We start from the raw sequence: 26,189 nt of genomic DNA, 5'->3' as shown, positions 1-26,189 counted from the left end.
GAATCCAATGGGCCGTCCCTCCCGAAAAGACGACATCCTCCAGGCCGCGCTGGCCTGCTTCAGTGAACAGGGCGTGGATGCCACCACCATCGAGATGATCCGCGACCGATCCGGTGCCAGCATCGGCAGCCTCTACCACCATTTCGGCAACAAGGAACGCATCATTGCCGCTCTCTATCTGGAGGGGGTGAGTGGCTATGCGCGTTTGCTGGAGGCGGGGTTCGCCAAGGTGGATAGCGCCGAGGGTTGCATCAAGCTGCTGGTGGCCTGTTATGTCGACTGGGTGCTGGAGAACCCGGACTGGGCACGGTTCATCCTGCACAGCCGGGGGAGGGTGGAGGCGAGCGAGCTGGGTGAGCAGCTACGGGAAACCAACCGTCTGCACCATGGGCGCATTGAAGAGATACTGCGGCCTTATCGTGAGAGAGGGGCCTATCGCGAGATGCCACGCGACTGCTTCGTTTCTGTCGTCATCGGGCCGGTCCAGGACTTCACCCGCAATTGGCTGGCGGGGCGTACCCGCACCAGTCTGGCCGATTGCCGCGAGCTGTTCATACAGGTGGCCTGGGATGCGGTTCGCGCGCCGTAAGCTGGAAACGGCAGGGGCGGATTCATTTGAACTTGGGAAGCTACTAGCAGGATGAAATCGGACTGTCTGTAGGAGCGAGCTTGCTCGCGAACAGCCCAGGCACGAAGTTTCGCGAGCAAGCTCGCTCCTGCACGTCAGTAGCCCGAATGAAGTCCGGGAGAAGTCCAACCGCCGTTCTCGGATTTTATCTGGGCTACGATTTGCCGGCCGCCTCCGAGACGCTCCCTTATGGGGGGGTTAAAAGCAAGTCCACGTTCTACGAACGTGGATGTTTACTCGCACCTGCAAGAGATCGATTGGCCCAACAAAAAGCCCCGCGTGTGCGGGGCTCTTTGTTGGCGCATCACTCAGGCCGTACGGCGGCGGAACAGCGGCAGGGGCTGGTCGCTGGATGCCTGGTAGACCTCGGAGAACTCTTCGAAGGCCTTGAGGGCGTCGTAAGGGTCCTTGTCCGCCCTCAGTGCAAAGGCGTCAAAGCCACAACGCTGGAGGGCGAAAAGCTGGTCGCGCAGCACGTCGCCTATGGCGCGTACTTCACCCTTGTAGCCGTAGCGTTGGCGCAGCAGGTAGGCGGTGGAGGAGTGGCGGCCGTCAGTGAAGGCCGGGAAGTTCAGCGCGATGACCTGGAAGTGTTCCAGGTCGTCGGCGATCTCTTCGATCTCTTCGTCGCTGTCCAGCCAGACACCGAGGCCACCGTCGCGGGCTTTCAGTGCATGGGCGTGATCGCGCCAGAGCGCCAGCGGGATGATGATGTCGTCACAGTTGGGGATACCGTCCAGGGTCGCGTCCTTGGCCAGCAGGTGCCAGGTTTCGTCGATGACCTGACCGTTCTTAATGATTCGCTGCATAAACGCGCTCCTTGAACGGGTCGATACCAATGCGGCGGAAGGTGTCGAGGAATTGCTCGTCTTCGGTGCGCTGTTCCACGTAGACCTTGATGATCTTCTCGATCACGTCGGCCATTTCGTCCTGGGCGAAGGACGGGCCGAGGATCTGCGCCAGGCTGGCATCACGGCCGGCGCTGCCGCCGAGGGACACCTGGTAGAACTCCTGGCCCTTCTTGTCCACGCCGAGGATGCCGATGTGGCCGACGTGGTGGTGGCCGCAGGCGTTCATGCAGCCGGAAATGTTCAGGTCGAGGTTACCGATGTCGAACAGATAGTCCAGGTCGTCGAAACGACGCTGGATGGCTTCGGCCACCGGGATCGACTTGGCGTTGGCCAGGGAGCAGAAATCGCCGCCCGGGCAGCAGATGATGTCGGTCAGCAGACCCACGTTCGGGGTGGCGAAGCCGAGTTCGCGCAGCTCGCCCCAGAGGGTGAAGAGCTGGGCCTGCTCGACGTCGGCCAGGATGATGTTCTGGTTGTGGCTGTTGCGCACTTCGCCGAAGCAGTAGCGATCAGCCAGGTCGGCGATGGCGTCCAGCTGCTTGTCGGTGACATCGCCCGGCGCGACGCCAGTGGGCTTGAGCGACAGGGTCACGGCGGCATAGCCGGGCTTCTTGTGGGCAATCACGTTGCGCTCGCGCCAGCGGGCGAAGCCCGGGTGCTCGGCATCCAGGGCAGCGAGGGCGGCGTCCTGGTCTTCCAGGGTCTTGTACGTCGGGTCGACGAAGTGCTTGGCGACACGCTCCACTTCGGCTTCGGTCAGGGTGGTCGGGCCATCCTTCAGGTGTACCCATTCGGCGTTCACGCGCTCGGCGAACACTTCCGGGGTCAGCGCCTTGACCAGGATCTTGATGCGCGCCTTGTACTTGTTATCCCGACGGCCGTAGCGGTTGTACACGCGCAGGATCGCGTCGAGATAGCTGATCAGGTGCTGCCAAGGCAGGAACTCGTTGATGAAGCTGCCGACGATCGGGGTACGGCCCAGGCCGCCACCGACTGATACGCGGAAGCCCAGTTCGCCGGCTTCGTTCTGCACCGCTTCCAGACCGATGTCGTGGACTTCGATGGCTGCACGGTCGCTCACAGCGCCGTTGACGGCGATCTTGAACTTGCGCGGCAGGTGGGAGAATTCCGGGTGGAAGGTGGACCACTGACGGATGATCTCGCACCAGGGGCGCGGGTCGACGAGTTCGTCACGGGCAACGCCGGCGAACTGGTCGGTGGTGGTGTTGCGGATGCAGTTGCCGCTGGTCTGGATGGCGTGCATCTGCACGGTGGCCAGCTCGGCGAGGATTTCCGGCACGTCTTCCAGTTCCGGCCAGTTGAACTGGACGTTCTGGCGGGTGCTGATGTGGGCGTAGCCCTTGTCGTAATCGCGAGCGATCTGCGCCAGCTTGCGCACCTGGACGGAAGAGAGCAGGCCGTAAGGCACGGCGACACGCAGCATGGGCGCGTAGCGCTGGATGTACAGGCCGTTCTGCAGGCGCAGCGGGCGGAATTCCTCACCCGAAAGCTCGCCTTCCAGATAGCGGCGGGTCTGATCGCGGAACTGCTTGACGCGGTCCTCGACGATCCGTTGATCGTACTCGTCGTATACGTACATGAAATGTCCTGTTGTCAGGCTGCTTACAGCTTTTCTGCGCGCACGGCCGCGCACTCCCCGCGGAGCCGGAGGAAGATACCAGTTCGGGGTTATGCGCAAAAGTGATGTTTGAGTATATGTAAAGAACCAGAAGTTATTGCCTTGGGGCCGCGCATAACCCTTCGGCTTGAGGCCCCGCGGGGGCTGGTCTTTACTCGAAGTGCAAGCCGCCTATAACCACAACAATTGGGGGACGTCATGACCGAGCATTCCGAAGATTCCAGCCACGACAGCAAGGTCGATGCCTGGGCCATCTTCTTCTTGATCCTGATCGCCGTTACCACTGCGGTGTTCTGGGTCAGCCACCAGTAAAGAACGGGGCCTGGCGGCCCCGTTACCTCCGATCACCCGGTAAGAAGCAGTTATACTGCGCCGCCGATTTTTCCTGGGTGATGGAATGAAAGGACTGGGTGCCTGCCTTCTACTGTGCCTCTGCCTGGGCGTTAGCCAGACGCTGAGCGCCGCTTCCGTGGTTTTTCTCAATCCGGGGCGTCACAACGAACCCTTCTGGGCGAGTTATGCGCAGTTCATGCAGGCGGCCTCCAATGACCTCGGCATGGACCTTGAAATCCGCTATGCCGAGCGCGACCTGGACTTGATGCTCGACCAGGCCCGCGAAGTGCTGCAGGGGGCGGATCGTCCTGATTACCTGGTGTTCGTCAACGAGCAATACGCGGCGCCTGAAATCCTGCGTCTGTCGCGCGGCAGTGGGGTCAAGCTGTTTACCGTGAACAGCAACCTGACGCCTGATCAGCAGTTACTGACCGGGGGCACCCGGGAGCGCTACCCCGACTGGATTGGCAGCATGGTCCCCAATGATGAGGAGGCCGGTTACCTGATGGCGCGCTCGCTGCTGGAACAACAGGAGCGCCTGGCGCCTGGCCAGCCCTTCGACATGCTGGCGTTTTCCGGCGTCAAACAGACGCCCGCGGCCCAGCGACGTGAGCGAGGCCTCATGCAGGCCCTGGCCGAATTCCCCAATGCCCATCTGCGCCAGTTGGTCTACAGCGAATGGAATCGTGAGCGCGCCTACACCCAGGCCCTGCAGCTGTTTCAGCGCTATCCGGACGTGAAGCTGGTGTGGTCGGCCAACGATGAAATGGCCTTTGGCGCGATGCAGGCCGCCACCGAGTTGGGGCGCAAGCCTGGGCAGGACCTCCTTTTCTCCGCACTGAACAATTCACCGGAAGTCTTGCGTACTTATCTTGATGGGAAGATCAGCGCCTTGGTCAGTGGCCACTTCACTTTGGGCGGCTGGGCCATGGTGCTGTTGCATGACTACGACGCTGGCGTGGATTTCGCCCGTCATGGTGGCAAGGATCGCGAAGTGCGGTTGTTCATGGCCCTGGACCGGGACAAGGCAACGCGGCTCTTGCAACATATCGAGCGGTATGGCTTCGACCTGGACTTCCGGGCCTTCAGCCTGGTGGGCAAGAAAGGCGCGCGCGACTATCGCTTCTCCCTGGCGCCTCTGATCGACTGAGGCTTCAGAGGCCGGCGAAGTGGAGCACCAGGCGCACCAGGCCATAGAGCACCAGCACGAAGACCACGGTGAAGAGCACGCCGAGGATGATGAAGTGGCTGGGCTTGCCGCGACTGAAGTCGCGGCTGTGATTCTTCCCGCTCTGCACGCCGAAGGCGGCTGCCAGCACGCTCTGCAGCATTTCGCGGAAGCTCAGGGGTTGGTCGTGATTTTTGTCGTCCATGGGACACCTCCTGGCCTGAGCTTAGCTCGTCGGCACGAACCTGTTGCCCGATCGCTCAGGAGGCGGGGTGCCGCAGGCGGCGAGTGTTGACCAGTTCCACAGCTCGGGCGCGCAACTGGCCGCAGCCACCCTCGACGTCCTGGCCAGCAGAATTACGCACTTTGGTAAGGATGCCGCGGCTGTGCAGGTAGCGGACCATCTGCACGATTCGGTCGCCATCGGGGCGCTGGTATTCGTCTGCATCCAGGCTGTTGTAGGGGATGAGGTTCATCACCGCGTACTTGCCCTTGAGCAGGCGCAGAATGCCGTCCATTTCTTCCTGGCTGTCGTTGATGCCCTTGAGCAGCGTCCACTGGTACTGGATGGGATAGCCGATGGTGCGGGCATAACGCTCGCCCAGTTCAACCAACTCATCCGGAGCGATGCGCGGTGCCTTGGGCAGCAGCTGTTCGCGCAGGTCGGCTCGAGTGGTGTGCAAGGACAAGGCCAGGGCCGGCTTGACCCGCTCCTGGGGCAGGCGCTCGAAGACGCGCATGTCGCCGACGGTGGAGAACACCAGGTTCTTGTGGCCGATACCGCCGTCAGTGCCCAACAGATCAATGGCTTCGAGCACGTTCTCCAGGTTGTGCGCCGGCTCGCCCATGCCCATGAACACGACTTTCTTCACCGGCCGGAAGCGGCGGGCGAGGGCGACCTGGGCGACGATCTCGGCGCTGCCCACCTGGCGCAGCAGTCCGCTCTTGCCGGTCATGCAGAACACGCAACCCACGGCGCAGCCGACCTGGGTCGATACGCAAAGCCCGTCGCGGGGCAGCAGCACGCTCTCCACCATCTGGCCGTCGCGCAATGCCACCAGCAGGCGGGCAGAGCCATCTAAGCCGGGGTGCTCCGAACGTAGGTGAACCAGTGCCTCCAACTCGTCGGCCAGCGCGGGCAAGCCGTCACGGACGCTGAGGGGCAGGAAGTGCTCGGTGTGTTGGCGGCGGGTACCGGCATCCAGGGGCTTGCCCTGCAGCCAGGCACGCACCACCCGTCCGCTGTGGACGGGGAGGGCGCCTAGGTCGGCGAGGCGTTGGTGGATATCGCTGATACGCATGGGGCGCGCATCCTACCACTGTCCCCCATGAGGTGGCAGGCCCGCCGAGCAGCCGGTAGACGCGCGTCAGGGCGCCTCTACGCTGATGGCCAGGGCTGAGGTCAGTCGAATCACCACTTCCTGGTTGAGGTAGGTGGGTTTGAGCTCAATGTCAGGACGCACTCTCACGACCTTGCGGCTGCCATCGGCGAACTCCAGGGTGGCGGTGTGCTGGGTGGTGTCGATGGCCTTGACCACGGCAGTGATTTCCATGGTGTCCGCGATCAGCAACCCCGGCTTGCTGCCTTCCGGCGCCGTCGCCACCAGTCCCGCCGCGCCATCCTCCTGGGCTTCGCCCGGTGCGCGCAGTTGGATAACGCGCTCGTGAGTCACCACCGCCTTGACCCGATCACCGGTTTTAAGCTGCGAGAAATTGCGCATTTCCGGCACCGCATTGAAGGTCTGGCGGTTACCCTGCTCGTCCTCGAGAGTGAAGGTCCGCTTCTGATGATCGACGGCCGTGACAACCGCCGAGATCTGCTCGGTCTCGGACGCGACGCCGCCGGGCACACCCTGGGCGTAGGCTTCGGCGGCGCTGGTGGTCACGTTCAAACCATCGTTCTCGGCATGGCTGCTGCAGGCCGTGATTAGTCCGAAGGCAATCAGGAGTGCGGGAATTCGGATAGCGTAGGGCATGTTGTGTTCACCTTGGTCGTTCGGGTTCCAGAAGGATTGGATGCGCACGTGGCGAACATTCCGTTTCGCCCGGGAAATCCGCCTGGTCGGCTTGTTCAGCGTAGGCGAGGCGGTGGCATTTGCCTCCGTGGTATTCTGGCGCGCTGTTCGATTCAGCGATTCTGGAGCTGTTCATGAAGTTCATCCATCAACGCGAGCACCTCAATGAGGGCGATCTGGTCGTCATCCAGTGCTCGCAGACCTGCAACATCCGTTTGATGAGCGATGCGAACTTCCGCAGCTTCAAGAACGGCGGTCGCCACAGCTACCACGGCGGCGCCTTCGACCGCTTCCCGGCGAAGATCGTGATCCCCAGCACGGGCTTCTGGAACGTCACCCTCGACACCGTTACCCGCCGCGCCATCAGTGTCACGCGCAAGCCCAATTTCGAGTGGTCGATCAAGTTCGTGCGGCGCACCAAGTCGTGATTTGACCTGAGCGGTAGACCCGAAGGTTCAGCTCGGTTGAACCTGCCTTAGCAATAGTTCCGCAAGCCTGGCCGCATGCTGACGCAATTCGGGCACCGCAGTTGCCTCCCAGTAGCGAGCGCGGAGCATGGGGCTGAGCAAGAACAATCGTTTATGCGCGGCCTGGTCCTGAGCGAGTAGTCGGTAGTCCTCCGTGGCCTCCAGGCCCAATCCTTCCGCGTCCCGTTGCACTTCGCCGCGGGCGTGGAGCCTGTTCAGCAACGGTTCATCCAGCTTTGAAAGGTCGCTGCACGGCCCTGTGCAATTGATGACGTAATCGACTTCCAGCTGACAGGGCTGCTGCTTTCCACGCATTTTCACGTTCAGGAGCAGAGCCTCGTCGGAGACCTTTGCGACGCTCAAGCGCCCGGCTTTCACCGTGAGGAGGTTGTGCAGAAGCATTGCCTCGATCCGCTTTGCGATATTCGGCGCTGCCCTGTGGCGATGGACTTCCCAGTAAGGTTGCAGATGGCGGAGAAAACGTCGGCGCTCGCTGCACGCCAAGCGTTGCCAGAGCGACGGGGTCGCTGGACGCAGGGCGGCGACTACATCGCGCCAGTCGTACCCGTCGCGTTGGGCTGCGTCGACGAAGGCCCGGATGTCGGACAGCAGGTGCCGCATCGTCGTTCGGTCCAGCAGTGATTCGGGCACCAACGGAAGGGTCGGAGATTCCAGGTTGGTGCGGTGCGGCTGGGGGAGCAGGGCTCGTCGCGAGACTGCCAGAAGCGGATGCTGATGGCCGTGGTCCTGCAGGCTCAGGGCAACGTCGAGCATGGTCAGTCCAGTTCCGACCAGCAATATCCGCGCATTTCGGTTGATCCGTTCGAGGACTCCTGGCAGCCACGGATCGCGAATGAAACGCGAATCAGCGGCGATGCCGGCAAGCGGGGCAGGTATTGCCGGGGCAAAGTTTCCGGTGGCGATGACCGCTTGAGTCGCCTCCAGAGAGCGGCCGTCTTGCAGCTCCAGGATGACTTTGTCGTGCGTCACAATGCTATCGATGACCTGCGCTTCGACATGCTCGAAGAAAACTGCTGGAGACTTGCCGGCGATGGCTTCGGCCAGGCGATGCTCCAGGTAGTCCCCATAGAGGCTGCGGGGCAGGAAATCGCCAGTTCGGGCTTCGGGAAGCCTGGACTGAGCGTACAAGAGGAAGTCATTGGGGAGGTCCGGAAACAGGCTCATTCGCCCGGCAGGAACATTGAGAAGATGGCTGGATGACCGGGTGCCATAGGCCAGCCCCCTTGCCAGGCGACCGGAGCGGTTGATCAGCTGCACATGCAGCGGGCCCTTCGCGTGGCGTAGCAGCTGGATGGTCAATGCCGTCCCACAGAATCCACTGCCTATAATGCTGATGTGTTGTTGCAACGTCACTTCCATCCCCTCTTGGGGTCTGTGGCCGCATTGCACCATTGCGACGGACCAGATCCGTCGTAATGGTGCAGCACGGGTCGTTCTAGTTCTCGTAACCCAGATTCGGCGACAGCCAGCGCTCGCTTACGGCCTGGTCCTGACCCTTGCGTTTACTGTAGCTCTCAATCTGGTCGCGCTCGATTTTGCCCACCGCGAAATACTGGGCTTCGGGGTGTGCGAAGTACCAGCCGCTGACCGCGGCCGCCGGGAACATGGCGTAGTGCTCGGTGAGCGTCACGCCGCTGGTGCCCTGTGGGTCGAGCAGGTGGAAGAGGGTGCCCTTCTCGGTGTGATCCGGGCAGGCCGGATAGCCTGGAGCGGGGCGGATGCCTTTGTACTGCTCCTTGATCAGCGCTTCGTTGTCCAAGCGCTCGTCGGCAGCGTAGCCCCAGTATTCCTTACGCACGCGCTCATGCAACCACTCGGCGCATGCTTCGGCCAGGCGGTCTGCCAGTGCTTTGACCATGATGGCGCTGTAGTCGTCGCCTTTGGCCTCGTACTGCTTGGCCAGCTCCTCGGCGCCAATGCCGGCGGTGGTGATGAAACCGCCGACGTAGTCCGTGATGCCGCTCTCCTTGGGCGCTACGTAGTCGGCCAGGCAGAGGTTCGGCTTGCTGTCGGGCTTGATGGTTTGCTGGCGCAGGTGGTGCAGGCGCGCGAGGGCCTTGCCGTGGCCGTCGTACACCTCCACGTCGTCATGATCCACCTGGTTGGCCGGCCAGAAGCCGAATACTGCGCGGGCCTTGATCAGCTTGCCGTCGATCAGTTGCTTGAGCATGGCCTGGGCGTCATTGAACAGGGAGGTGGCCGCTTCGCCCACCACTTCATCGGTGAGAATGCGCGGGTACTTGCCGGCCAGATCCCAGGAGATGAAGAAGGGGGTCCAGTCGATGTACTGGGCCAGCACCGACAGGTCGATGTCCTCCAGCATTTGCACACCGGTGAAGCTCGGCTTGGGTGCGCGATAGCCGGTCCAGTCGAACTGAGGTTTGTTTGCCAGGGCGTCGGAATAGGCCAGGCGCTCGGTGCGTGCAGCGCGGTTGGCGGTGCGCTCACGCACCTCGACATAGTCGGCGCGGGTCTTCTCGACGAAGCCGGCCTTCAGTTCCTTGGACAGCAGTTGGGTGGCTACGCCCACGGCGCGAGAGGCGTCGGTGACGTACACCACGGCGTCGTTGCTGTACTGCGGGTCGATCTTCACCGCTGTGTGGGCTTTGGAGGTCGTGGCGCCGCCGATCATCAGCGGCAGGGTGAAGCCCTGGCGCTGCATTTCCTTGGCGACATGGACCATCTCGTCCAGGGACGGGGTGATCAGGCCGGAAAGGCCAATGATGTCGCACTTCTCGGCAATGGCGGTCTGGAGGATCTTCTCTGCCGGAACCATCACGCCGAGGTCGACGATGTCGTAGCCGTTGCAACCCAGCACCACGCCGACAATGTTTTTGCCGATGTCATGCACGTCACCCTTCACGGTGGCCATGAGAATCTTGCCTTTGGCTTCCGGCTTGTCGCCTTTTTCCTCTTCGATGAAGGGAATGAGGTGGGCAACAGCCTGTTTCATGACGCGCGCGGACTTCACCACCTGGGGCAGGAACATCTTGCCGGCGCCGAACAGGTCGCCCACCACGTTCATGCCTGACATCAGCGGCCCTTCAATCACCTCGATCGGACGTGCGCATTGCTGGCGGCACTCTTCGGTATCTTCGACGATGAAGGTCGTGATGCCTTTCACCAGGGCGTGTTCCAGTCGCTTGCCCACCGGATAGCTGCGCCATTCCTCGTTCTCGGCTTCCTTGACTGCGCCGCCGCCTTTGTAGTTGTCGGCGATGGCCAGCAGGGCCTCGGTGGAGTCAGGGTTGCGGTTGAGCACGACGTCTTCGACCTTTTCGCGCAGCTCGGCGGGAATTTCGTCGTAGATCTCCAACTGGCCCGCGTTGACGATGCCCATGGTCAGGCCGTTCTTGATCGCGTGGTACAGGAAGACCGAGTGGATCGCCTCGCGCACCGGGTTGTTGCCGCGGAAGGAGAAGGAGACGTTGGACACACCGCCTGAAGACAACGCATAGGGCAACTCGTCGCGGATGTAGGCGCAGGCTTCGATGAAGTCCACCGCGTAGTTGTTGTGCTCCTCGATGCCGGTGGCCACGGCGAAGATGTTCGGGTCGAAGATGATGTCTTCCGGTGCGAAGCCCACTTCATTGACCAGGATGTCATAGCTGCGCTTGCAGATTTCTTTCTTGCGCGCGGCGGTATCGGCCTGCCCGACCTCGTCGAAGGCCATCACCACCACGGCGGCGCCGTAACGCTTGCACAGGCGGGCGTGGTGCTTGAAGGCTTCCACGCCTTCCTTCATGGAGATGGAGTTGACGATGCCCTTGCCCTGGATGCATTTCAGGCCCGCCTCGATCACTTCCCACTTGGAGGAGTCGATCATGATCGGCACGCGGGAGATGTCCGGCTCGCCGGCGATCAGGTTCAGGAAGGTGACCATGGCCGCCTTCGAGTCCAGCATGCCCTCGTCCATGTTGATGTCGATCACCTGGGCGCCGGCTTCAACCTGCTGCAAGGCGACCTCCAGGGCCTCGGTGTAGTTCTCTTCGCGGATCAGTCGGGCGAACTTGGCGGAGCCCGTGATGTTGGTGCGCTCGCCGACGTTCACGAACAGCGAGTTGCGATCGATGGTGAAGGGTTCCAGGCCAGACAGGCGACAGGCCTTGGGGATATCCGGGATAGCGCGCGGCGGATACTTGGCCACGGCTTCGGCGATGGCCTGGATGTGCGGCGGGGTAGTGCCGCAGCAACCGCCGACGATGTTGAGGAAGCCGCTCGCCGCGAACTCCTCGACCACCGAGGCCATTTCCGCTGGCGTTTCGTCGTACTCGCCGAAGGCATTGGGCAGGCCGGCGTTCGGGTGGGCGGAGACGTGTGTCTCGGCCTTGTTGGACAACTCTTCGAGATACGGACGCAGGTCCTTGGCGCCGAGCGCGCAGTTCAGGCCTACGGAGATTGGCTTGGCGTGGCGAACCGAGTTCCAGAATGCCTCGGTGGTCTGGCCCGACAGGGTGCGGCCGGAGGCGTCGGTGATGGTGCCGGAGATCATGATCGGCAGTTCGAAGCCCAACTCCTCGAATACGCCCTGCACGGCGAAAATCGCCGCCTTGGCGTTGAGGGTGTCGAAGATGGTCTCGATGAGGATCAGGTCCGAACCTCCCTCGATCAGTGCGCGGGTGGCTTCGGTGTAGTTCTCCACCAGCTCGTCGAAGGTGACGTTGCGGTAGCCGGGGTTGTTCACGTCCGGGGAGATGGAGCAGGTGCGGCTGGTTGGGCCAAGTACGCCGGCAACGAAGCGCGGCTTGGCCGGATTCTCTGCGGTCTTGGCGTCGGCCACTTCACGGGCCAGGCGTGCACCTTCGACGTTCAACTCATAGACCAGCGCTTCCATGCCGTAGTCGGCCTGGGACACGCGAGTGGCGTTGAAGGTATTGGTTTCGAGGATGTCCGCGCCGGCGTCCAGGTAAGCCTTCTCGATGGCCTGGATCACATCCGGGCGGGAGAGCAGCAGCAAGTCGTTGTTGCCCTTCACGTCGCTCGGCCAGTCGGCGAAGCGGGTACCCCGATAGTCCTCTTCCTGCAGCTTGTAGCTCTGGATCATGGTGCCCATGCCGCCGTCGAGGATCAGGATGCGCTCTTTGAGCGCCTGTTGCAGGGCTTGCTGGCGGGCGATGCGGTCGGACATGGGAACTACCTGAGGGGTGGCGTGAACAAAGGCGGGGATGATAACAAAACCTTAGTAATTTTTAGCTTGTTCGCCATTTCCATGAATTCTGTTCATGTTGGTGGTGGGGCGAGATCACCGCTCCGATCTGCAAGCCAGTAGAATCCGCCCCTTTGCTCCTCATGGATCGAGTTATGTCGCTGCGAGCCCTCGCCACCCTGGTTGTCTTGCTCATGCTGTGGATTCGCCCGACGTGGGCGGACGAGCTGTCCTACAGCCGTGACATCCAGCCGATCTTCACCCAGAAGTGCGTGGCATGCCACGCCTGCTACGACGCCCCCTGCCAGCTCAATCTCGGCAGTGCTGAAGGTGCAGCGCGCGGCGCGAATAAGCTTCCGGTATATGACGGTGGGCGCACCAAGGCCCAGGAAATCACGCGTCTGTACGTCGATGCCCAAGGCGCGGAGGCGTGGAGACGCAAAGGTTTCCATTCCGTACTGGACGCCAACGGCGCCCAGGCCGCGCTGATGGCGCGGATGCTGGAGCTGGGGCGGTCCGTCCCGCCGAAACCCAACGCGAAACTACCGGCCAATCTCGATATCAGTATCAACCGGCAGAATCAGTGCCCTTTACCCGGGGAGTTTGACGGCTACGCACGCAAGCACGCCCGAGCCGGAATGCCTTTCGCCGTGACTGGCCTCAGCGAGGCGGAGTATCAGAAGCTTCAGCGCTGGATCGCCGAAGGTGCCAAGGTGGAGGAACAAGTGGTACAGCCCAGCGCTGCCGAGGCACGCCAGGTAGCTGAGTGGGAGGCGCTGCTGAATGCTCCGGGTGCCCGTGAAACGCTGGTAGGGCGCTGGTTGTTCGAGCACCTGTTCCTTGCGCATCTCTATTTCGAGGACGGAGAGTCTGGTCATTTCTTCCAGTTGGTGCGCTCGCGCACTCCCAGTGGGCAACCCATCGATCCCATTGCCACGCGCCGGCCTAACGAAGATCCGGGTAATACGTTCTATTACCGTCTCTGGCCCATCCAGGGCGTGATCGTGCACAAGACCCACATCACCTATCCGCTGAGCGCGGCGAAGATGGCGCGGGTCAAGGAGCTGTTCTATTCCGGCGACTGGGCCGTGGACCAGGTGCCTGGCTATGGTGCGCAGCGTCGCGCCAATCCCTTCGAGACCTTCCAGGCCATTCCGGCACAAGCGCGCTACCAGTTCATGCTGGATAACGCCGAGTACTTCGTGCGTACCTTCATCCGCGGCCCCGTCTGCCGTGGGCAGATTGCCACCGACGTCATCCGCGATAACTTCTGGGCGTTGTTCCAGGCTCCCGCCCACGACCTCTACATCAACGATACCGAGTACCGTGAGCAAGCGACGCCGTTGCTGGCGATGCCGGGTCAGTTCGACGACATCGGTGACTTGCTCGGCCTCTGGCGCACCTACCGCGACAAGCGCAACGAGTACGAAGCGCTACGCATGGAGGCATACGCCGATGCGCCGCCGCCAAGCTGGGCACACATCTGGACTGGCAACGACAATGCGCTGTTGTCCATCTTCCGCCAGCACGACAGCGCCTCGGTGCGTAAAGGCCTGATCGGCGAAGTCCCCCAGACCATCTGGTGGATGGACTATCCGCTTCTCGAGCGCACCTACTACCAATTGGTGGTCAACTTCGATGTGTTCGGCAACGTTTCCCACCAGGCACAGACGCGGCTCTATTTCGACCTGATCCGCAATGGCGCTGAGGTCAACTTCCTTCGTCTGATGCCGGCCGAATCTCGCGCGGTCTTGCTGGGCGACTGGTACCAGAAAAGCGGCAAGGTGAAGATGTGGATGGATTATCAAAACATCGACAAGGACACCCCAACGGCCTTGTCCTTGCCCGAGAAGGACCCGAAACGCACCTTCGCCCAGGAACTGCTGATGCGCTATGCGGGCCTCAATGCGCGTCCTGATCCGATCAACCGCTGCCTTGACGGCCGCTGCTACCGTCCTGGCATCGTGCCGGAGTTGCAGGATGCGGAGCAGGTGCTCAGTCGCCTGGTGAGCCGGCCGGCAGCGGGCTTGAAGGTGATTGAGCAATTGCCGGAAGCAACCCTGCTGCGCGTCGAGCTCCCCGATGGACAGCGCGAGGTCTACAGCCTGTTGCGCAATCGTGCCCACAGCAACGTGGCTTTCATGCTAGGTGAGGAGCTGCGCTACCAGCCAGGGCTGGACACGCTGACCCTCTATCCTGGTGTGCTCTCCAGCTACCCGAACTTCATGTTCAACCTCAAGGCGGAGGAGGTGGAGGCTTTCGTCAACGCCCTGGAACAGGCGAAGGATGGTGCCGCGTTCGACAAGCTGGTGGAGCGTTGGGGTATTCGGCGTACCCATCCGCAATTCTGGTTCTACTTCCACGACCTGGCCGCCCATATCCGCGAAACGGAGCCGGTGGAGGCGGGGGAGTTGGACATGAACCGCTATCAGAACCTGTGATTGCCTGCCCATGACCTGCTTCGCGTCAGAACAACTGCGTTGAGAATGGTTTCGGCTGTGTGCTTTACGGCTCGTAAACCCAGCATCCTCGGCCATTCTCGCGTGCGCTAAATCGTCAGCAGCTTCCGGGACCGAGCTGGACGCGAATTATTCCTACTAAATTGGTAGGGCTTTAACCCCTGTTCCCCTTTGGCGTACACTGCGCCCATGTTTGCGAGGAGTTGCCATGAGCGCCATCACCATTACCCAAGCTGCCCAGGATTATCTGGCTGACCTGCTGGAGAAGCAGAACACCCCGGGCATCGGTATTCGAGTCTTCATCACCCAACCGGGCACCCAGTACGCCGAAACCTGCATCGCCTACTGCAAGCCGGGCGAGCAGAAACCCGAGGATAACGCCGTTGCGCTGGCCGCTTTCACCGCCTGGATCGACGGTGTCAGCGAACCCTTCCTGGAAGATGCCGTGGTGGACTACGCCACTGATCGTATGGGTGGTCAGCTCACCATCAAGGCGCCGAACGCCAAGGTGCCGATGGTCAATGAAGAAAGCCCGCTCAACGAGCGCATCAACTACTACCTCCAGACGGAGATCAACCCCGGCTTGGCCAGCCACGGCGGCCAGGTGAGCCTGGTGGATGTCGTCGAAGAGGGCATCGCTGTGCTGCAGTTCGGCGGCGGCTGCCAGGGCTGCGGCATGGTCGACATGACTCTGAAGGATGGCGTCGAGAAGACTCTGATGGAGCGCATTCCGGAGCTGAAAGGCGTGCGTGACGTCACCGACCACAGCAACCGCGAGAACGCCTACTACTAAGAAGGCGTGCAGCGCATTGAAAGGGCGACCTTCGGGTCGCCTTTTTCATGCTCATGGGGCCTCCCCATCGTAGTTGCGGCTGAGCTGCGCGAAGCCCAATGCTTTGAAAGCAGGCAGGAAGGTCCCGAGGGTACGCCAGCGGATCAGCTCAGCGCGATACTCCAGAAAGAAGCCGCAAATATTCATCGCGAGCGGCGTGGCATTCGTCACTAACCGCATCAATCCAGCTTGTTGCGCTGGTCTTCAGCTCGGGCAGCCGGCGGCTTTCAGGATGCGCTGGTCTGAAGCGGGATACTTCGCGAGCGCCGTCGCTGGACGGATAGGCCGTCGAAGCAGTTCACCACCGCAGTTGGGGCAGGTGCCGTGCAGACGCTGATCGGCACAATCGCGGCAGAACGTGCATTCGAATGAGCAGATCACTGCCTGGGTGGACTCGGGCGGCAGATTCTTGTCGCAGCATTCGCAATTGGGGCGCAGTTCGAGCATGGCGGGATCCTCAGTCAGATGTCGGGCGTCCGAAGCGCTCCGCGTATTCCTGCGGGCTGACGGACAGGTGTTTGTGAAACGTGCGACGCAGATTCTCGGGGTGACCGAAACCGGTCAGGTGCGCCACCGTGGCGATGGACGCCTGGGCGTCCTGCAGTAGCGTGCGGGCCGCTTCTACACGGACCCGTTCCACATACTTGCCAGGGCCCATGCCCAGTTCCTGGGCGAAGAGACGCGAAAGACTGCGCGGCGCCATCTTCGCCTGGGCCGCAAGGGCTTCCAGGGACAAGTCGGCACCCAGGTTGGCGGGAATCCATTCCAGCAGGGCGGCCAACCGCGGTGTGCGGCTGGGGTCCGGGGTGAGTAGGGCGCTGAATTGTGCCTGTCCGCCGGGGCGACGTAGGAACAGCACCAGATGCCGGGCCACTGCCAGTGCAATCGGACGACCCAGGTCCGCCTCCACCAGGGCCAGCGCCAGGTCGATGCCGGCGGTGACACCTGCAGACGTAAAAACATGCGTATCGCCGTCCAGGCCCTCCGGGTCGTAGGTATGCAAGCGGTCTCCTTGCACGTCCACCTCGGCGTGGCGGCTCAGCGCCTTTACATCCGACCAGTGCGTCGTGGCTCGGCGGCCATCCAGTAGCCCGGTCGCAGCCAGGACTAAGGCTCCTGAGCAGATCGAGCCCAGGCGGCGTACATGGGGCTCGGCCTGTCGCAGCCAGTCCAGAAGCGCGGCGTCTTCGCAGAGGCTTTGCATGTGCACGCCGCCAGGAATCAACAGCGTGTCCAGGCTGGCAGGGTCGACCTCGCGCCAAGCCTGCTCAGCAACCAGGCCAAAGCCGGCCGAGGTTTTCACAGGGCCTGCTTCGGGGCCGAGGAGATGCAGCACATAAGAGGGGGGCAGGCCCTGGCGCTGGCGCTCGACATTGGCCGAGGCAAACACTTGCAACGGGCCAGTGACGTCCAGGCTCATCACCTCGGGAAAGGCCAGGCAGGCGATGTGGCGAATCGGGTCCATGACGATCTCGATGAAGGAGATGGCGTCAGTCTGCAGCGAATGGAGGGTGGCAACAATGACAATAAGCCCACAGATATCGCCAAAGGCGAAATCAATCACCCGCTGGGGTGGTCAGCTTGCTTGTTGGTGTTGGTGTCGGTGAGGGAGGGGGACTGCAGGGAAAGAACGGCCGGGGCGAGCAGGGAAGGCCTGCCCGCCGCGCATTGGGCACTGGCGCTGGTGCGATTATTCCGGCATCGACCAGGGCTCGAGGTCGTAGCCTTTGCGGCTCAACTCCTCGCGGGACTGCTTGAGGATGCTTGCCAGTTGCTCCGGATCGGAATAAGTGCTGCTAGGGATCTTCGAACGGCCGAGCAGGCGGGTGCTGGTACGGTCGATCACGCTGATGCTGAGTTCGCCGGTGCCGTCTTGCAGGGCCCAGGCAACACACTGAAAGGGTTTGAAAGCACGACCTGCGATGATCAGTGCTTCGTTGAAACGCAGCGGAGTATTCATGGGAGGGGTCTCTCCATATTGTGCCCAATGAAGGTGACGGTGCGGCTTCACGCCTTTATTGCACTGTCGTGAATGTGGATGGCGAGACCCGACTGATAAGTCACAGCACGTCGTGAAAAACTAAGTTTTTGTCGCTGAAATGAACGGGTAAGCGACTTTTGTACCGGGCGTTGTGCGTTTTTGTCGGTTTGCAGGGTATACAGAGTGCTCTGGCATTGTTCCTGATCGCAGCGGGCTAGCGCCGCAATGTACCCGGTGGGCTCCTGCCAGTATCATCTTCGATCGTTCGAGGTTGCCTACAGCGAGTGTTGCCGTGCCCGTCCTGAGCCGTTTGTTCCGCCCTGTCCTTGTTGCCGCATGCGTTGCCGCGCTGGTCGGGTGTGCCGCCCAGCCGCTATCGCCGAAATTACGGGCGGGCCCGGAGCGGGTTGAGCTGAGCGGTGTGCCGTTCTTCGCCCAGAATGCCTACCAAAGTGCGCCCGCTTCCATGGCGGCCTTGCTGACTCAGCAGGGGGAAGAGGTAACGCCGGGTATGATCGAAAAAGAGCTGCAACTGCCCCAGAAGGAAGCCTCCCTGCGGGAGGGGCTGGTGGCGACGGCGCGCCAGCATGGCTTGATGGTTTATCCGCTGGGCGACCAGATGGATGAGTTGTTGGAGCAGGTGGCTGCGGGTAACCCGGTGCTGGTGCATTTGCGCGAAGGCTTCGGCTGGATGCCCTCCTGGCGCTATGCGCTGTTGATCGGCTACGACCGAGCCAACCAGCAAGTGCTGTTGCGCCACGGTCATGAACGCCGCGCCCTGATGAGTTTCAGTGCATTTGAGTCGGGCTGGGGTGAAGCGGGGAGCTGGGCAGTGCTGGTGCAGGCGCCGAACCAGTTGCCGGCATCGGTGGAGCGGGCTCGCTGGCTGAAGGCGGCCGATGAGCTTGCTGCGGCGGGCCAGGTCAACGCAGCGAAGATGGCACGGCTGCAAATGCCCTGACAGGCAGTCACGGAAACGAAAACGGCGCCCTGGGGCGCCGCTTTCGTTTGCAGGCGAATCAGACGCCCAACTTGTCGCGCAGGCTGTAGTACCACGCGCCCATCGCAGTGAAGGGCACGCGGAACATGCGACCGCCAGGGAAGGGGTAGTGCGGCAGGCTGGCGAAGGCGTCGAAGCGCTCAGCCTGGCCGCGCAGGGTTTCGGCAATCACCTTGCCCGCGATGTGGGTGTAAGTGACGCCGTGGCCACTGCAGCCCTGGGAGTAGTAGATGTTGTCGCCGATCCGGCCGACCTGGGGCAGGCGCGACAGGGTCAGCAGGAAGTTTCCGGTCCAGGCGAAGTCGATCTTCACGTCCTTGAGTTGCGGGAAGGTCTTCAGCATCTTCGGCCGGATGATGGCTTCGATGTTCGCCGGGTCACGGGCACCGTAGACCACGCCGCCGCCGTAGATCAGGCGCTTGTCGCCGGAAAGACGGTAGTAATCCAGCAGGTAGTTGCAGTCCTCGACGCAGTAATCCTGCGGCAGCAGGGTCTTGGCCAAGTCGTCCGACAGCGGCTCGGTGGTGATCACCTGGGTGCCGCAAGGCATGGACTTGCTGGCCAGCTCGGGAACCAGGTTGCCCAGATAGGCGTTGCCGGCCACGACGACAAACTTGGCTTTCACACGGCCTTTCGGGGTGTGTACCACCGGGTTGGCGCCGCGTTCGATGCGAGTGGCCGGGCTTTGTTCGTGGATGACTCCGCCCAGGGACTCAACGGCCGCGGCTTCGCCGAGGGCGAGGTTGAGCGGGTGGATATGGCCACCGCTCATGTCCAGCATGCCGCCGATATAGTTGTCGGTCGCCGCAACTTCGCGAATGCGTTTGGCGTCCAGAATTTCGAGCTGGGTGTGACCAAAGCGCTCCCACAGCTTCTTCTGGGCTTCCAGATGACCCATCTGCTTCTTGGTGATGGCTGCGAATACGCCACCATCCTTCAGATCGCACTGGATGTCGTACTTCTTGATGCGGTCGCGAATGATGCGGCCGCCCTCGAAGGCCATGTCGGCCATCAGTTTGGCGTTCTTTGGGTTAGCGGCGCGCTCGATCGAATCGATGTCGCGGCTGTAGCTGTTCACGATCTGGCCACCGTTGCGGCCGGATGCGCCGAAACCGACCTTGGCGGCTTCGAGGATCGTGACCTTGAAGCCGTTCTCCAGAAGGAAGAGGCCGGTAGATAGGCCGGTGTAGCCTGCGCCAATGATGCAGACGTCGGTTTCGGTCTCGCCTTGCAGTTCAGGGCGAGCCGGTACCGGGTTGGCCGAGAACGCGTAATAGGACTGAGGGTAGGGAGTGTGCGTCATAATGGAATCTCTGTTTTTTATTTTTTACAGATGTGCTGATGCTACCTGAGTTAAAACGGGCCGGCTAGCCTCTGTGCAAAATATTCAACGAGGCGGTGAACAGTAAAAAATCCACTTTTTCAGAGGGTTAGCGAAAAAAAAGGTGTTGACAGGGAAAAGTTAATCCGTAGAATGCGCACCCATCGAAGGCACATAGCTCAGTTGGTTAGAGCACCACCTTGACATGGTGGGGGTCGTTGGTTCGAGTCCAATTGTGCCTACCAAATCGAACCCGTGTCACGCGGGGCTAAGAGGGGCGATCCGAAAGGGTCGCCCCTTTTTGTTTTCGCGATTTCTTCATAGTGTCCGTCTTCTGGTGAGTGTCCAGGCAAGCCCGAGGGATGGGTTTAGTCTCGTCAAGCGCCTCGCGCTTTGCCATGGTTTTGGCGAATCCGTCCTGTTCGGTGCTGCCAAGCCCGGGTCTCCAGGTTCATGCGAGGTCTGCGCATTGGTTGGGTGTGGGGCGGTGGCTGCAGGCGTTGGTGCCGGCAAGCTCTGTGAGGGTTGCGTGTCGACGGGTGGGGCTGATCTTCGGTATCAACTTAGGTCAATTTGGTCTGCCGACATCGGCCATGCCGCAGAGCCTTTTTGCTGGCCGCCCTTTTCTCGCGGTAGGTACTTAGTGATTGTGATGCTGGTTTCTTCGGTTGGTCGCTTGGGGTGGCGATCATCGAGGGGTGGGCATTTGCATTGGTCTGCTCGTGCTACCGGTCTCCTTGTTCTGTCGTGCTGCCACATCTTTCGCGAAAGCGGGGAGGGGTTGTCTACAGACTAAGTGCCCGCTTCAGGTTCTCAAGGTTGAAGGACACAATCTCGAGATGATGCGAGCCCACGGCTTCAAGGTGTTTGAGTCTGGAGGTGATTTCGGTCAAGTCTGCCTTGGTGGGGAAGGCGGGCGTTTCATCGGCTGCAATGCAGGTGCTGAAGGCGGAGCCCGGCGCACCATGAGTTGCGGAAGTCATCCTTGGAATCTCACTGGCAGAAGAGGTGATGGCTTTTTGATGTCTTTGTGCCTTTGTGTCAAGTCCGTTGACGGTCTCGGGCCTTGAATGGCGATGGGTGGTCGAGCGCTGTCGTGTCGAGAGTCGAGGTTGGGGGGGCTCGCGCTGCTGGGCGTCGCCCGATGTCGCTCTATCGACTGCTCGCGTCAGCCTCGGGTAGGGAGCAATTGTTGTGGCGTTGGTGTCTTAGGGATAACTGGCGTTTTTCAGTTCATGTGAGGCTTTTATCTGGGTGCGTTGTCGGAGGTGTCATGGGTGCTGGGTCTTTGGCGGGTGCGTTTCTGGCGTTCTCTTTCCTTTCTGGTTGGGCTATCGCTGATCATCGTGGTGAAAAGTGGGAAGACGAGTACCGGGATGGGCCCTGTCGCGTGAAAGAGGTCTCTGACAAGGGCGACTACAAGCTGGAGGTCAAGTGCCCGGATGGGCGTGGCAGGACTTGGCGCCGGGGTGAGTGGAAGGACGAATACTGGGATGGCCCCTGTCGGGTCAAGGTTGAAGCCAAGCGTGACGAGTACAAGAAAGAGGTCAAATGCGAGGGTGATGATTGACTTGGGGCGGTGGGCTGGGGGCTTCAGTTGCGTGGTTCGTGCGTTGCGGGTCGTTCAAGTCGCTAGCAATCTTTATGGGGAGTCAGCTCGTCATTCCTGCCGGGAGTTGTCTCTTTCCCGGGTGGCTTCACTACCGTCGCCCGTAAATACATCGCTAAGCTATTGATTCCGTTGTGCTAGACTGTGCGCTTTCGTGACGTTTACAGCGTGTCATTCCCTTTGGCGCAAGGCGTTTTGGGGCAGGTTGTCACCATTGGCGTGATGTCCGGCTCGCTCGGAAGGCAAGGGTCACTCGCGTGGCCCTTTCTTTTTTGGCGCTTGTCAGGGGTTCGGCTTTCTGAAAGCATCCCGCTCTTCATTATTACCTCCAGTGACTCTGGTTCGGCTTTGGTTTGCCGCAAGGCTCCTGCCACCGTATGGCAGGCATGCCGTCGAATCGCGTACTGGCTCATCCCAACCCATGTGGCCTTTGGTAGAGGTCACCACTAGGAGAGGAGGCGCCATGCCCATCATCACTCTTCCTGACGGCAGTCAGCGCACTTTCGACAAACCTGTTTCCGTGCTTGAGGTGGCTCAGTCCATTGGTGCGGGCCTGGCCAAGGCAACCCTGGCCGGCAAGGTCAACGGCAAGCTGGTCGATGCTTGCGATCTGATCGAAGACGATGCCTCGCTGCAGATTGTGACTCCCAAGGACGAGGAAGGGCTGGAGATCATTCGCCACTCCTGCGCGCATCTGGTCGGCCATGCCGTCAAGCAGCTCTATCCGAGCGCCAAAATGGTTATCGGTCCGGTCATTGAAGAAGGCTTTTATTACGACATCGCCTTCGAGCGTTCCTTCACGCTCGAGGATATGGCGGCCATCGAAAAGCGTATGGCTGAGCTGATCGACAAGGACTACGACGTCATCAAGAAGATGACTCCGCGCGCCGAGGTTATCGAGCTGTTCAAGTCGCGTGGTGAGGAATACAAGCTGCGCCTGGTCGACGACATGCCAGGCGAGACTGCCATGGGCCTGTATTTCCATGAGGAATACGTGGACATGTGTCGTGGTCCGCACGTGCCGAATACCCGCTTCCTCAAGGCGTTCAAGCTAACAAAGATTTCCGGTGCCTACTGGCGCGGCGACTCGAAGAATGAGCAACTGCAGCGTATCTATGGCACTGCCTGGGCTGACAAGAAGCAGCTGGCTGCCTATATCCAGCGCATCGAAGAGGCTGAAAAGCGCGATCACCGTCGTATCGGCAAGCAGCTGGACCTGTTCCATCTGCAGGAAGAAGCGCCTGGCATGGTGTTCTGGCATCCGAGTGGCTGGACTGTTTACCAGGTTCTGGAGCAGTACATGCGCAAGGTTCAGCGCGATCATGGCTATGTGGAGGTGCGTACTCCACAGGTGGTCGACCGCATTCTCTGGGAGCGTTCGGGCCACTGGTCCAACTATGCCGAGAACATGTTCACCACTTCGTCGGAAAGTCGCGACTATGCGGTCAAGCCGATGAACTGCCCGTGCCATGTGCAGATCTTCAACCAGGGCCTGAAATCCTACCGCGACTTGCCGCTGCGTCTGGCCGAGTTCGGTGCCTGTCACCGTAACGAGCCGTCCGGCGCCCTGCACGGCATCATGCGTGTGCGCGGCTTCACTCAGGACGATGCTCACATTTTCTGCACCGAAGATCAGGTGAAGAAGGAAGCGGCTGACTTCATCAAGCTGACCCTGCAGGTCTACAAGGACTTCGGTTTCGCCGATATTTCGATGAAACTGTCCACTCGTCCGGTCAAGCGCGTAGGTTCCGACGAGCTGTGGGATCGAGCCGAAGGTGCCCTGGCGGATGCGCTCAACGAGTCCGGTCTGAGCTGGGAATACCAGCCGGGCGAGGGTGCGTTCTACGGTCCAAAGATCGAGTTCACCCTGAAAGACTGTCTCGGTCGTAACTGGCAGTGCGGTACCCTGCAGTACGATCCGAACCTTCCGGAGCGTCTGGATGCCAGCTATATCGCCGAAGATAACAACCGTAAGCGTCCGGTGATGTTGCATCGTGCAATCCTTGGTTCCTTCGAGCGCTTCATCGGCATGCTGATCGAGCACTACGCTGGTGCGTTCCCAGCCTGGCTGGCGCCGACCCAGGCGGTGATCATGAACATCACCGACAAACAGGCCGATTTCGCCCTCGAAGTGGAGCGCGCGCTCAACGAAAGCGGGTTCCGTGCCAAGTCCGACTTGAGAAACGAAAAAATCGGCTTTAAAATCCGCGAGCATACTTTGCTCAAGGTTCCCTATCTCTTGGTTATTGGAGACCGGGAGGTTGAGACTCGATCCGTTGCTGTGCGCACCCGAGAGGGTGTCGATCTGGGTTCCATGCCCTTCGAAAGCTTCTCTGAGTTGCTCGCACAAACGGTTTCCCGGCGTGGTCGCCAAGAATTGGAGTAATCACTATTAAGCGTGAAATGAGACAGGACAAGCGGACTCAACCGAAGGCCCCGATCAACGAGAATATCTCGGCTCGTGAGGTGCGGTTGATTGGTGCTGACGGCCAGCAAATTGGCGTCGTCTCGATTGATGAAGCGCTTCGCGCTGCTGAAGAAGCCAAGCTGGATCTGGTAGAGATTTCTGCCGATGCGGTGCCGCCTGTTTGCCGGATCATGGATTACGGCAAGCACCTCTTCGAGAAGAAGAAGCAGGCCGCTGCGGCAAAGAAGAACCAGCACCAGCAGCAGATTAAAGAAATCAAGTTTCGTCCAGGGACGGAAGAAGGGGATTACCAGGTAAAACTACGCAACCTGGTACGTTTCCTAAGTGAAGGGGACAAGGCCAAGGTATCCCTGCGATTCCGCGGTCGTGAGATGGCCCACCAGGAGCTGGGCTTGGAGCTGTTGAAGCGGGTCGAAGCTGACCTCGTCGAATACGGCACCGTAGAGCAGCATCCTAAGCTGGAAGGACGCCAGCTGATGATGGTCATCGCCCCCAAAAAGCGAAAATAACCCCCAGGGCACTGGCAGGCCTTGCGGTTATATGTATTGATTGAATGCGGAGTATCCGAACATGCCAAAGATGAAAACCAAGAGCGGTGCTGCGAAGCGCTTCAAGAAGACCGCTTCCGGCTTCAAGCACAAGCACGCTTTCAAGAGCCACATCCTGACCAAGATGACTACCAAGCGTAAGCGTCAGCTGCGCGGCTGCACCCTGGTGCACCCGTCTGACGTCCGCAAAGTAGAGCGCATGCTGCGCGTTCGTTAATCTGGTCAAGATTTTAGAGGAGTTTACTCATGGCTCGTGTTAAGCGTGGCGTCATCGCTCGCAAGCGTCACAAAAAGATTCTGAAACTCGCCAAAGGCTACTACGGCGCACGTTCGCGTGTGTTCCGCGTTGCCAAGCAGGCGGTAATCAAGGCTGGCCAATACGCCTACCGTGACCGCCGTCAGCGCAAGCGTCAGTTCCGCGCTCTGTGGATCGCTCGTATCAACGCTGGTGCTCGTCAGAACGGTCTGTCCTACAGCCGCCTGATCGCTGGCCTGAAAAAAGCTGCCATCGAGATCGACCGTAAGGTTCTGGCCGACCTGGCAGTGAACGAAAAAGCGGCGTTTGCTGCGATTGTCGAGAAAGCTAAGGCCGTTCTGGCTTAAGTCCCCGACAATCACCGGGCTTGCCCGGTGCTGAACGTCACCGATAGGGGAAGGGCCTTGCGCTCTTCCCCTATTTCGTATCTGGAGTCTGTACATGGAAAATCTGGATGCGCTGGTCTCGCAAGCGCTTGAGGCCGTGCAACAAACTGAAGACGTGAATGCCTTGGAGCAGATTCGCGTTCACTACCTTGGCAAGAAGGGCGAACTGACCCAGGTAATGAAGACCCTGGGTGACCTGCCGGCAGAGGAGCGTCCCAAGGTAGGCGCCCTGATCAATGCTGCCAAGGAGCGCGTTCAGGACGCATTGAACACCCGCAAAGCGTCGCTTGAGCAGGCAGCCCTCACGGCCAAGCTCGCGGCCGAGCGTATCGACGTGACCCTGCCGGGCCGCGGTCAGGCCTCTGGTGGCCTGCACCCGGTGACTCGCACTCTGGAGCGCGTCGAGCAGTTCTTCACCCGGATCGGCTACGGCATTGCCGAAGGCCCTGAGGTCGAAGACGACTACCACAACTTCGAAGCGCTCAACATCCCTGGCCACCACCCGGCCCGGGCAATGCACGACACCTTCTACTTCAATGCGAACATGCTGCTGCGTACCCACACCTCGCCGGTACAGGTGCGCACCATGGAGTCCCAGCAACCGCCGATCCGCATCGTCTGCCCCGGCCGTGTCTATCGCTGCGACTCGGATATCACCCACTCGCCGATGTTCCACCAGGTTGAAGGCCTGCTGGTAGACGAAGGCATCAGCTTCGCCGATCTCAAGGGCACCATCGAAGAGTTCCTGCGCGTTTTCTTCGAGAAAGACCTCGGCGTTCGCTTCCGTCCCTCCTTCTTCCCCTTCACCGAGCCGTCTGCCGAAGTCGACATGCAGTGCGTGATGTGCTCCGGTAAGGGTTGCCGCGTGTGCAAGCAGACCGGCTGGCTGGAAGTGATGGGCTGCGGCATGGTTCACCCGAACGTGCTGCGCATGTCCGGCATCGATCCGGAGAAATACCAGGGCTTCGCCTTCGGGATGGGTGTGGAACGTTTGGCCATGCTGCGTTATGGCGTCAACGACTTACGCCTGTTCTTCGACAACGACCTGCGCTTCCTCGCGCAATTCCGCTAGGTCGTAGTGTCCGAAACGATTCCCTTAGG

The 26,189-nt window shown here is 60.8% G+C and carries 24 protein-coding genes and 1 tRNA gene; 13 read left to right on the top strand and 12 right to left on the bottom strand.

The window, feature by feature from the left end:
* The first annotated feature begins 7 nt into the window (after window positions 1-7).
* Window positions 8-589 (top strand): TetR/AcrR family transcriptional regulator, encoded by a 582-nt coding sequence (locus tag G559_RS0108045; RefSeq protein WP_028627736.1) that lies wholly within the window; start codon window positions 8-10, stop codon window positions 587-589.
* Between the two features lie 347 nt (window positions 590-936).
* Here the strand turns inward: G559_RS0108045 and G559_RS0108040 are convergent, their stop codons facing one another.
* Entirely contained in the window at window positions 937-1,437 is a 501-nt protein-coding gene (locus tag G559_RS0108040; protein WP_028627735.1) for a DUF934 domain-containing protein, read from the bottom strand.
* Window positions 1,421-3,079, bottom strand: coding sequence for a nitrite/sulfite reductase (locus G559_RS0108035; RefSeq protein WP_028627734.1), 1,659 nt, complete (start codon window positions 3,077-3,079; stop codon window positions 1,421-1,423). The genes G559_RS0108040 and G559_RS0108035 overlap by 17 nt, the downstream gene beginning before the upstream one ends.
* A 436-nt stretch (window positions 3,080-3,515) precedes the next feature.
* On the opposite strand from G559_RS0108035, the gene G559_RS0108025 reads away from it, so the two are divergent.
* Entirely contained in the window at window positions 3,516-4,601 is a 1,086-nt protein-coding gene (locus G559_RS0108025; protein WP_028627733.1) for an ABC transporter substrate-binding protein, read from the top strand.
* 4 nt (window positions 4,602-4,605) lie between these two features.
* On the opposite strand, the gene G559_RS0108020 is transcribed toward G559_RS0108025, so the two are convergent.
* From G559_RS0108020 to G559_RS0108010, 3 genes are all read right to left on the bottom strand, one after another.
* Window positions 4,606-4,824: a DUF2970 domain-containing protein gene (locus G559_RS0108020; protein WP_028627732.1), complete on the bottom strand. Its 219-nt coding sequence runs from the start codon at window positions 4,822-4,824 to the stop codon at window positions 4,606-4,608.
* Between the two features lie 55 nt (window positions 4,825-4,879).
* Window positions 4,880-5,920: an RNA methyltransferase gene (locus tag G559_RS0108015; protein ID WP_028627731.1), complete on the bottom strand. Its 1,041-nt coding sequence runs from the start codon at window positions 5,918-5,920 to the stop codon at window positions 4,880-4,882.
* 66 nt (window positions 5,921-5,986) lie between these two features.
* Window positions 5,987-6,595 carry a hypothetical protein gene (locus tag G559_RS0108010; RefSeq protein ID WP_028627730.1) on the bottom strand — a complete coding sequence of 203 codons (609 nt, stop codon included), beginning with the start codon at window positions 6,593-6,595 and terminating at the stop codon, window positions 5,987-5,989.
* Between the two features lie 173 nt (window positions 6,596-6,768).
* On the opposite strand from G559_RS0108010, the gene G559_RS0108005 reads away from it, so the two are divergent.
* Window positions 6,769-7,062 carry a DUF1883 domain-containing protein gene (locus G559_RS0108005; protein ID WP_028627729.1) on the top strand — a complete coding sequence of 98 codons (294 nt, stop codon included), beginning with the start codon at window positions 6,769-6,771 and terminating at the stop codon, window positions 7,060-7,062.
* A gap of 27 nt (window positions 7,063-7,089) precedes the next feature.
* On the opposite strand, the gene G559_RS0108000 is transcribed toward G559_RS0108005, so the two are convergent.
* Window positions 7,090-8,469, bottom strand: coding sequence for an FAD/NAD(P)-binding protein (locus G559_RS0108000; protein WP_162144809.1), 1,380 nt, complete (start codon window positions 8,467-8,469; stop codon window positions 7,090-7,092).
* An 88-nt stretch (window positions 8,470-8,557) separates the two neighbouring features.
* Window positions 8,558-12,250, bottom strand: coding sequence for a methionine synthase (metH, locus tag G559_RS0107995; protein ID WP_028627727.1), 3,693 nt, complete (start codon window positions 12,248-12,250; stop codon window positions 8,558-8,560).
* 212 nt (window positions 12,251-12,462) lie between these two features.
* Here metH and G559_RS0107990 point away from each other — a divergent pair, with 212 nt between their 5' ends.
* Window positions 12,463-14,709, top strand: coding sequence for a fatty acid cis/trans isomerase (locus G559_RS0107990; RefSeq protein WP_051246495.1), 2,247 nt, complete (start codon window positions 12,463-12,465; stop codon window positions 14,707-14,709).
* Window positions 14,710-14,935: 226 nt separating this feature from the next.
* Complete coding sequence (nfuA, locus tag G559_RS0107985; protein WP_028627725.1) at window positions 14,936-15,520, top strand: Fe-S biogenesis protein NfuA; 585 nt, start codon at window positions 14,936-14,938, stop codon at window positions 15,518-15,520.
* A 51-nt stretch (window positions 15,521-15,571) separates the two neighbouring features.
* On the opposite strand, the gene G559_RS30295 is transcribed toward nfuA, so the two are convergent.
* From G559_RS30295 to G559_RS0107965, 4 genes are all read right to left on the bottom strand, one after another.
* A complete protein-coding gene (locus tag G559_RS30295) occupies window positions 15,572-15,739 on the bottom strand; it encodes a hypothetical protein (RefSeq protein ID WP_155945688.1) in 168 nt (55 codons plus the stop codon).
* A 24-nt stretch (window positions 15,740-15,763) separates the two neighbouring features.
* Window positions 15,764-16,006 (bottom strand): DUF1272 domain-containing protein, encoded by a 243-nt coding sequence (locus G559_RS0107975; RefSeq protein ID WP_028627724.1) that lies wholly within the window; start codon window positions 16,004-16,006, stop codon window positions 15,764-15,766.
* A gap of 10 nt (window positions 16,007-16,016) precedes the next feature.
* Window positions 16,017-17,024 (bottom strand): GlxA family transcriptional regulator, encoded by a 1,008-nt coding sequence (locus G559_RS0107970; RefSeq protein WP_028627723.1) that lies wholly within the window; start codon window positions 17,022-17,024, stop codon window positions 16,017-16,019.
* A gap of 225 nt (window positions 17,025-17,249) precedes the next feature.
* Window positions 17,250-17,519: a hypothetical protein gene (locus G559_RS0107965; protein ID WP_028627722.1), complete on the bottom strand. Its 270-nt coding sequence runs from the start codon at window positions 17,517-17,519 to the stop codon at window positions 17,250-17,252.
* Window positions 17,520-17,832: 313 nt separating this feature from the next.
* Between G559_RS0107965 and G559_RS0107960 the strand changes: the two genes are divergently transcribed.
* Entirely contained in the window at window positions 17,833-18,501 is a 669-nt protein-coding gene (locus G559_RS0107960) for a PA2778 family cysteine peptidase (RefSeq protein ID WP_028627721.1), read from the top strand.
* Window positions 18,502-18,559: 58 nt separating this feature from the next.
* Here the strand turns inward: G559_RS0107960 and G559_RS0107955 are convergent, their stop codons facing one another.
* Window positions 18,560-19,843 carry an NAD(P)/FAD-dependent oxidoreductase gene (locus G559_RS0107955; RefSeq protein ID WP_028627720.1) on the bottom strand — a complete coding sequence of 428 codons (1,284 nt, stop codon included), beginning with the start codon at window positions 19,841-19,843 and terminating at the stop codon, window positions 18,560-18,562.
* Window positions 19,844-20,029: 186 nt separating this feature from the next.
* Here G559_RS0107955 and G559_RS0107950 point away from each other — a divergent pair.
* The 7 genes from G559_RS0107950 (at window position 20,030) to pheS (ending at window position 26,160) form a co-directional block, all read left to right on the top strand.
* Window positions 20,030-20,106 (top strand) — tRNA-Val (locus G559_RS0107950).
* Between the two features lie 1,145 nt (window positions 20,107-21,251).
* A complete protein-coding gene (locus tag G559_RS30875) occupies window positions 21,252-21,431 on the top strand; it encodes a hypothetical protein (protein WP_245586481.1) in 180 nt (59 codons plus the stop codon).
* Between the two features lie 502 nt (window positions 21,432-21,933).
* Complete coding sequence (gene thrS, locus G559_RS0107935) at window positions 21,934-23,856, top strand: threonine--tRNA ligase (RefSeq protein WP_028627717.1); 1,923 nt, start codon at window positions 21,934-21,936, stop codon at window positions 23,854-23,856.
* Entirely contained in the window at window positions 23,856-24,407 is a 552-nt protein-coding gene (gene infC, locus G559_RS0107930; RefSeq protein ID WP_171016514.1) for a translation initiation factor IF-3, read from the top strand. The genes thrS and infC overlap by 1 nt, the downstream gene beginning before the upstream one ends.
* A 61-nt stretch (window positions 24,408-24,468) precedes the next feature.
* On the top strand, window positions 24,469-24,663 hold the full coding sequence (gene rpmI / locus G559_RS0107925; RefSeq protein ID WP_016493509.1) for a 50S ribosomal protein L35: 195 nt from the start codon (window positions 24,469-24,471) through the stop codon (window positions 24,661-24,663).
* Between the two features lie 29 nt (window positions 24,664-24,692).
* The gene (rplT, locus tag G559_RS0107920; protein WP_016493508.1) at window positions 24,693-25,049 is read left to right on the top strand and encodes a 50S ribosomal protein L20; all 357 of its coding nucleotides are present in this window, start codon (window positions 24,693-24,695) and stop codon (window positions 25,047-25,049) included.
* Window positions 25,050-25,143: 94 nt separating this feature from the next.
* The gene (gene pheS, locus G559_RS0107915; RefSeq protein WP_028627715.1) at window positions 25,144-26,160 is read left to right on the top strand and encodes a phenylalanine--tRNA ligase subunit alpha; all 1,017 of its coding nucleotides are present in this window, start codon (window positions 25,144-25,146) and stop codon (window positions 26,158-26,160) included.
* Window positions 26,161-26,189 lie beyond the last annotated feature (29 nt).

This window comes from Metapseudomonas resinovorans DSM 21078 (assembly GCF_000423545.1).
GTDB classification, from domain to species: Bacteria; Pseudomonadota; Gammaproteobacteria; order Pseudomonadales; family Pseudomonadaceae; genus Metapseudomonas; species Metapseudomonas resinovorans.
Note: the sequence above shows the minus strand (reverse complement) of the source record. Positions and strands in the feature narration are given on the sequence as shown.

Coding starts and splice junctions, on each gene's coding strand:
- G559_RS0108045 (WP_028627736.1), top strand. CDS start 8: ATGGGCCGTCCCTCCCGAAAAGACGACATCCTCCAGGCCGCGCTGGCC.
- G559_RS0108040 (WP_028627735.1), bottom strand. CDS start 1,437: ATGCAGCGAATCATTAAGAACGGTCAGGTCATCGACGAAACCTGGCAC.
- G559_RS0108035 (WP_028627734.1), bottom strand. CDS start 3,079: ATGTACGTATACGACGAGTACGATCAACGGATCGTCGAGGACCGCGTC.
- G559_RS0108025 (WP_028627733.1), top strand. CDS start 3,516: ATGAAAGGACTGGGTGCCTGCCTTCTACTGTGCCTCTGCCTGGGCGTT.
- G559_RS0108020 (WP_028627732.1), bottom strand. CDS start 4,824: ATGGACGACAAAAATCACGACCAACCCCTGAGCTTCCGCGAAATGCTG.
- G559_RS0108015 (WP_028627731.1), bottom strand. CDS start 5,920: ATGCGTATCAGCGATATCCACCAACGCCTCGCCGACCTAGGCGCCCTC.
- G559_RS0108010 (WP_028627730.1), bottom strand. CDS start 6,595: ATGCCCTACGCTATCCGAATTCCCGCACTCCTGATTGCCTTCGGACTA.
- G559_RS0108005 (WP_028627729.1), top strand. CDS start 6,769: ATGAAGTTCATCCATCAACGCGAGCACCTCAATGAGGGCGATCTGGTC.
- metH (WP_028627727.1), bottom strand. CDS start 12,250: ATGTCCGACCGCATCGCCCGCCAGCAAGCCCTGCAACAGGCGCTCAAA.
- G559_RS0107990 (WP_051246495.1), top strand. CDS start 12,463: ATGCTGTGGATTCGCCCGACGTGGGCGGACGAGCTGTCCTACAGCCGT.
- nfuA (WP_028627725.1), top strand. CDS start 14,936: ATGAGCGCCATCACCATTACCCAAGCTGCCCAGGATTATCTGGCTGAC.
- G559_RS30295 (WP_155945688.1), bottom strand. CDS start 15,739: ATGCGGTTAGTGACGAATGCCACGCCGCTCGCGATGAATATTTGCGGC.
- G559_RS0107975 (WP_028627724.1), bottom strand. CDS start 16,006: ATGCTCGAACTGCGCCCCAATTGCGAATGCTGCGACAAGAATCTGCCG.
- G559_RS0107970 (WP_028627723.1), bottom strand. CDS start 17,024: ATGGACCCGATTCGCCACATCGCCTGCCTGGCCTTTCCCGAGGTGATG.
- G559_RS0107965 (WP_028627722.1), bottom strand. CDS start 17,519: ATGAATACTCCGCTGCGTTTCAACGAAGCACTGATCATCGCAGGTCGT.
- G559_RS0107955 (WP_028627720.1), bottom strand. CDS start 19,843: ATGACGCACACTCCCTACCCTCAGTCCTATTACGCGTTCTCGGCCAAC.
- thrS (WP_028627717.1), top strand. CDS start 21,934: ATGCCCATCATCACTCTTCCTGACGGCAGTCAGCGCACTTTCGACAAA.
- rpmI (WP_016493509.1), top strand. CDS start 24,469: ATGCCAAAGATGAAAACCAAGAGCGGTGCTGCGAAGCGCTTCAAGAAG.
- rplT (WP_016493508.1), top strand. CDS start 24,693: ATGGCTCGTGTTAAGCGTGGCGTCATCGCTCGCAAGCGTCACAAAAAG.
- pheS (WP_028627715.1), top strand. CDS start 25,144: ATGGAAAATCTGGATGCGCTGGTCTCGCAAGCGCTTGAGGCCGTGCAA.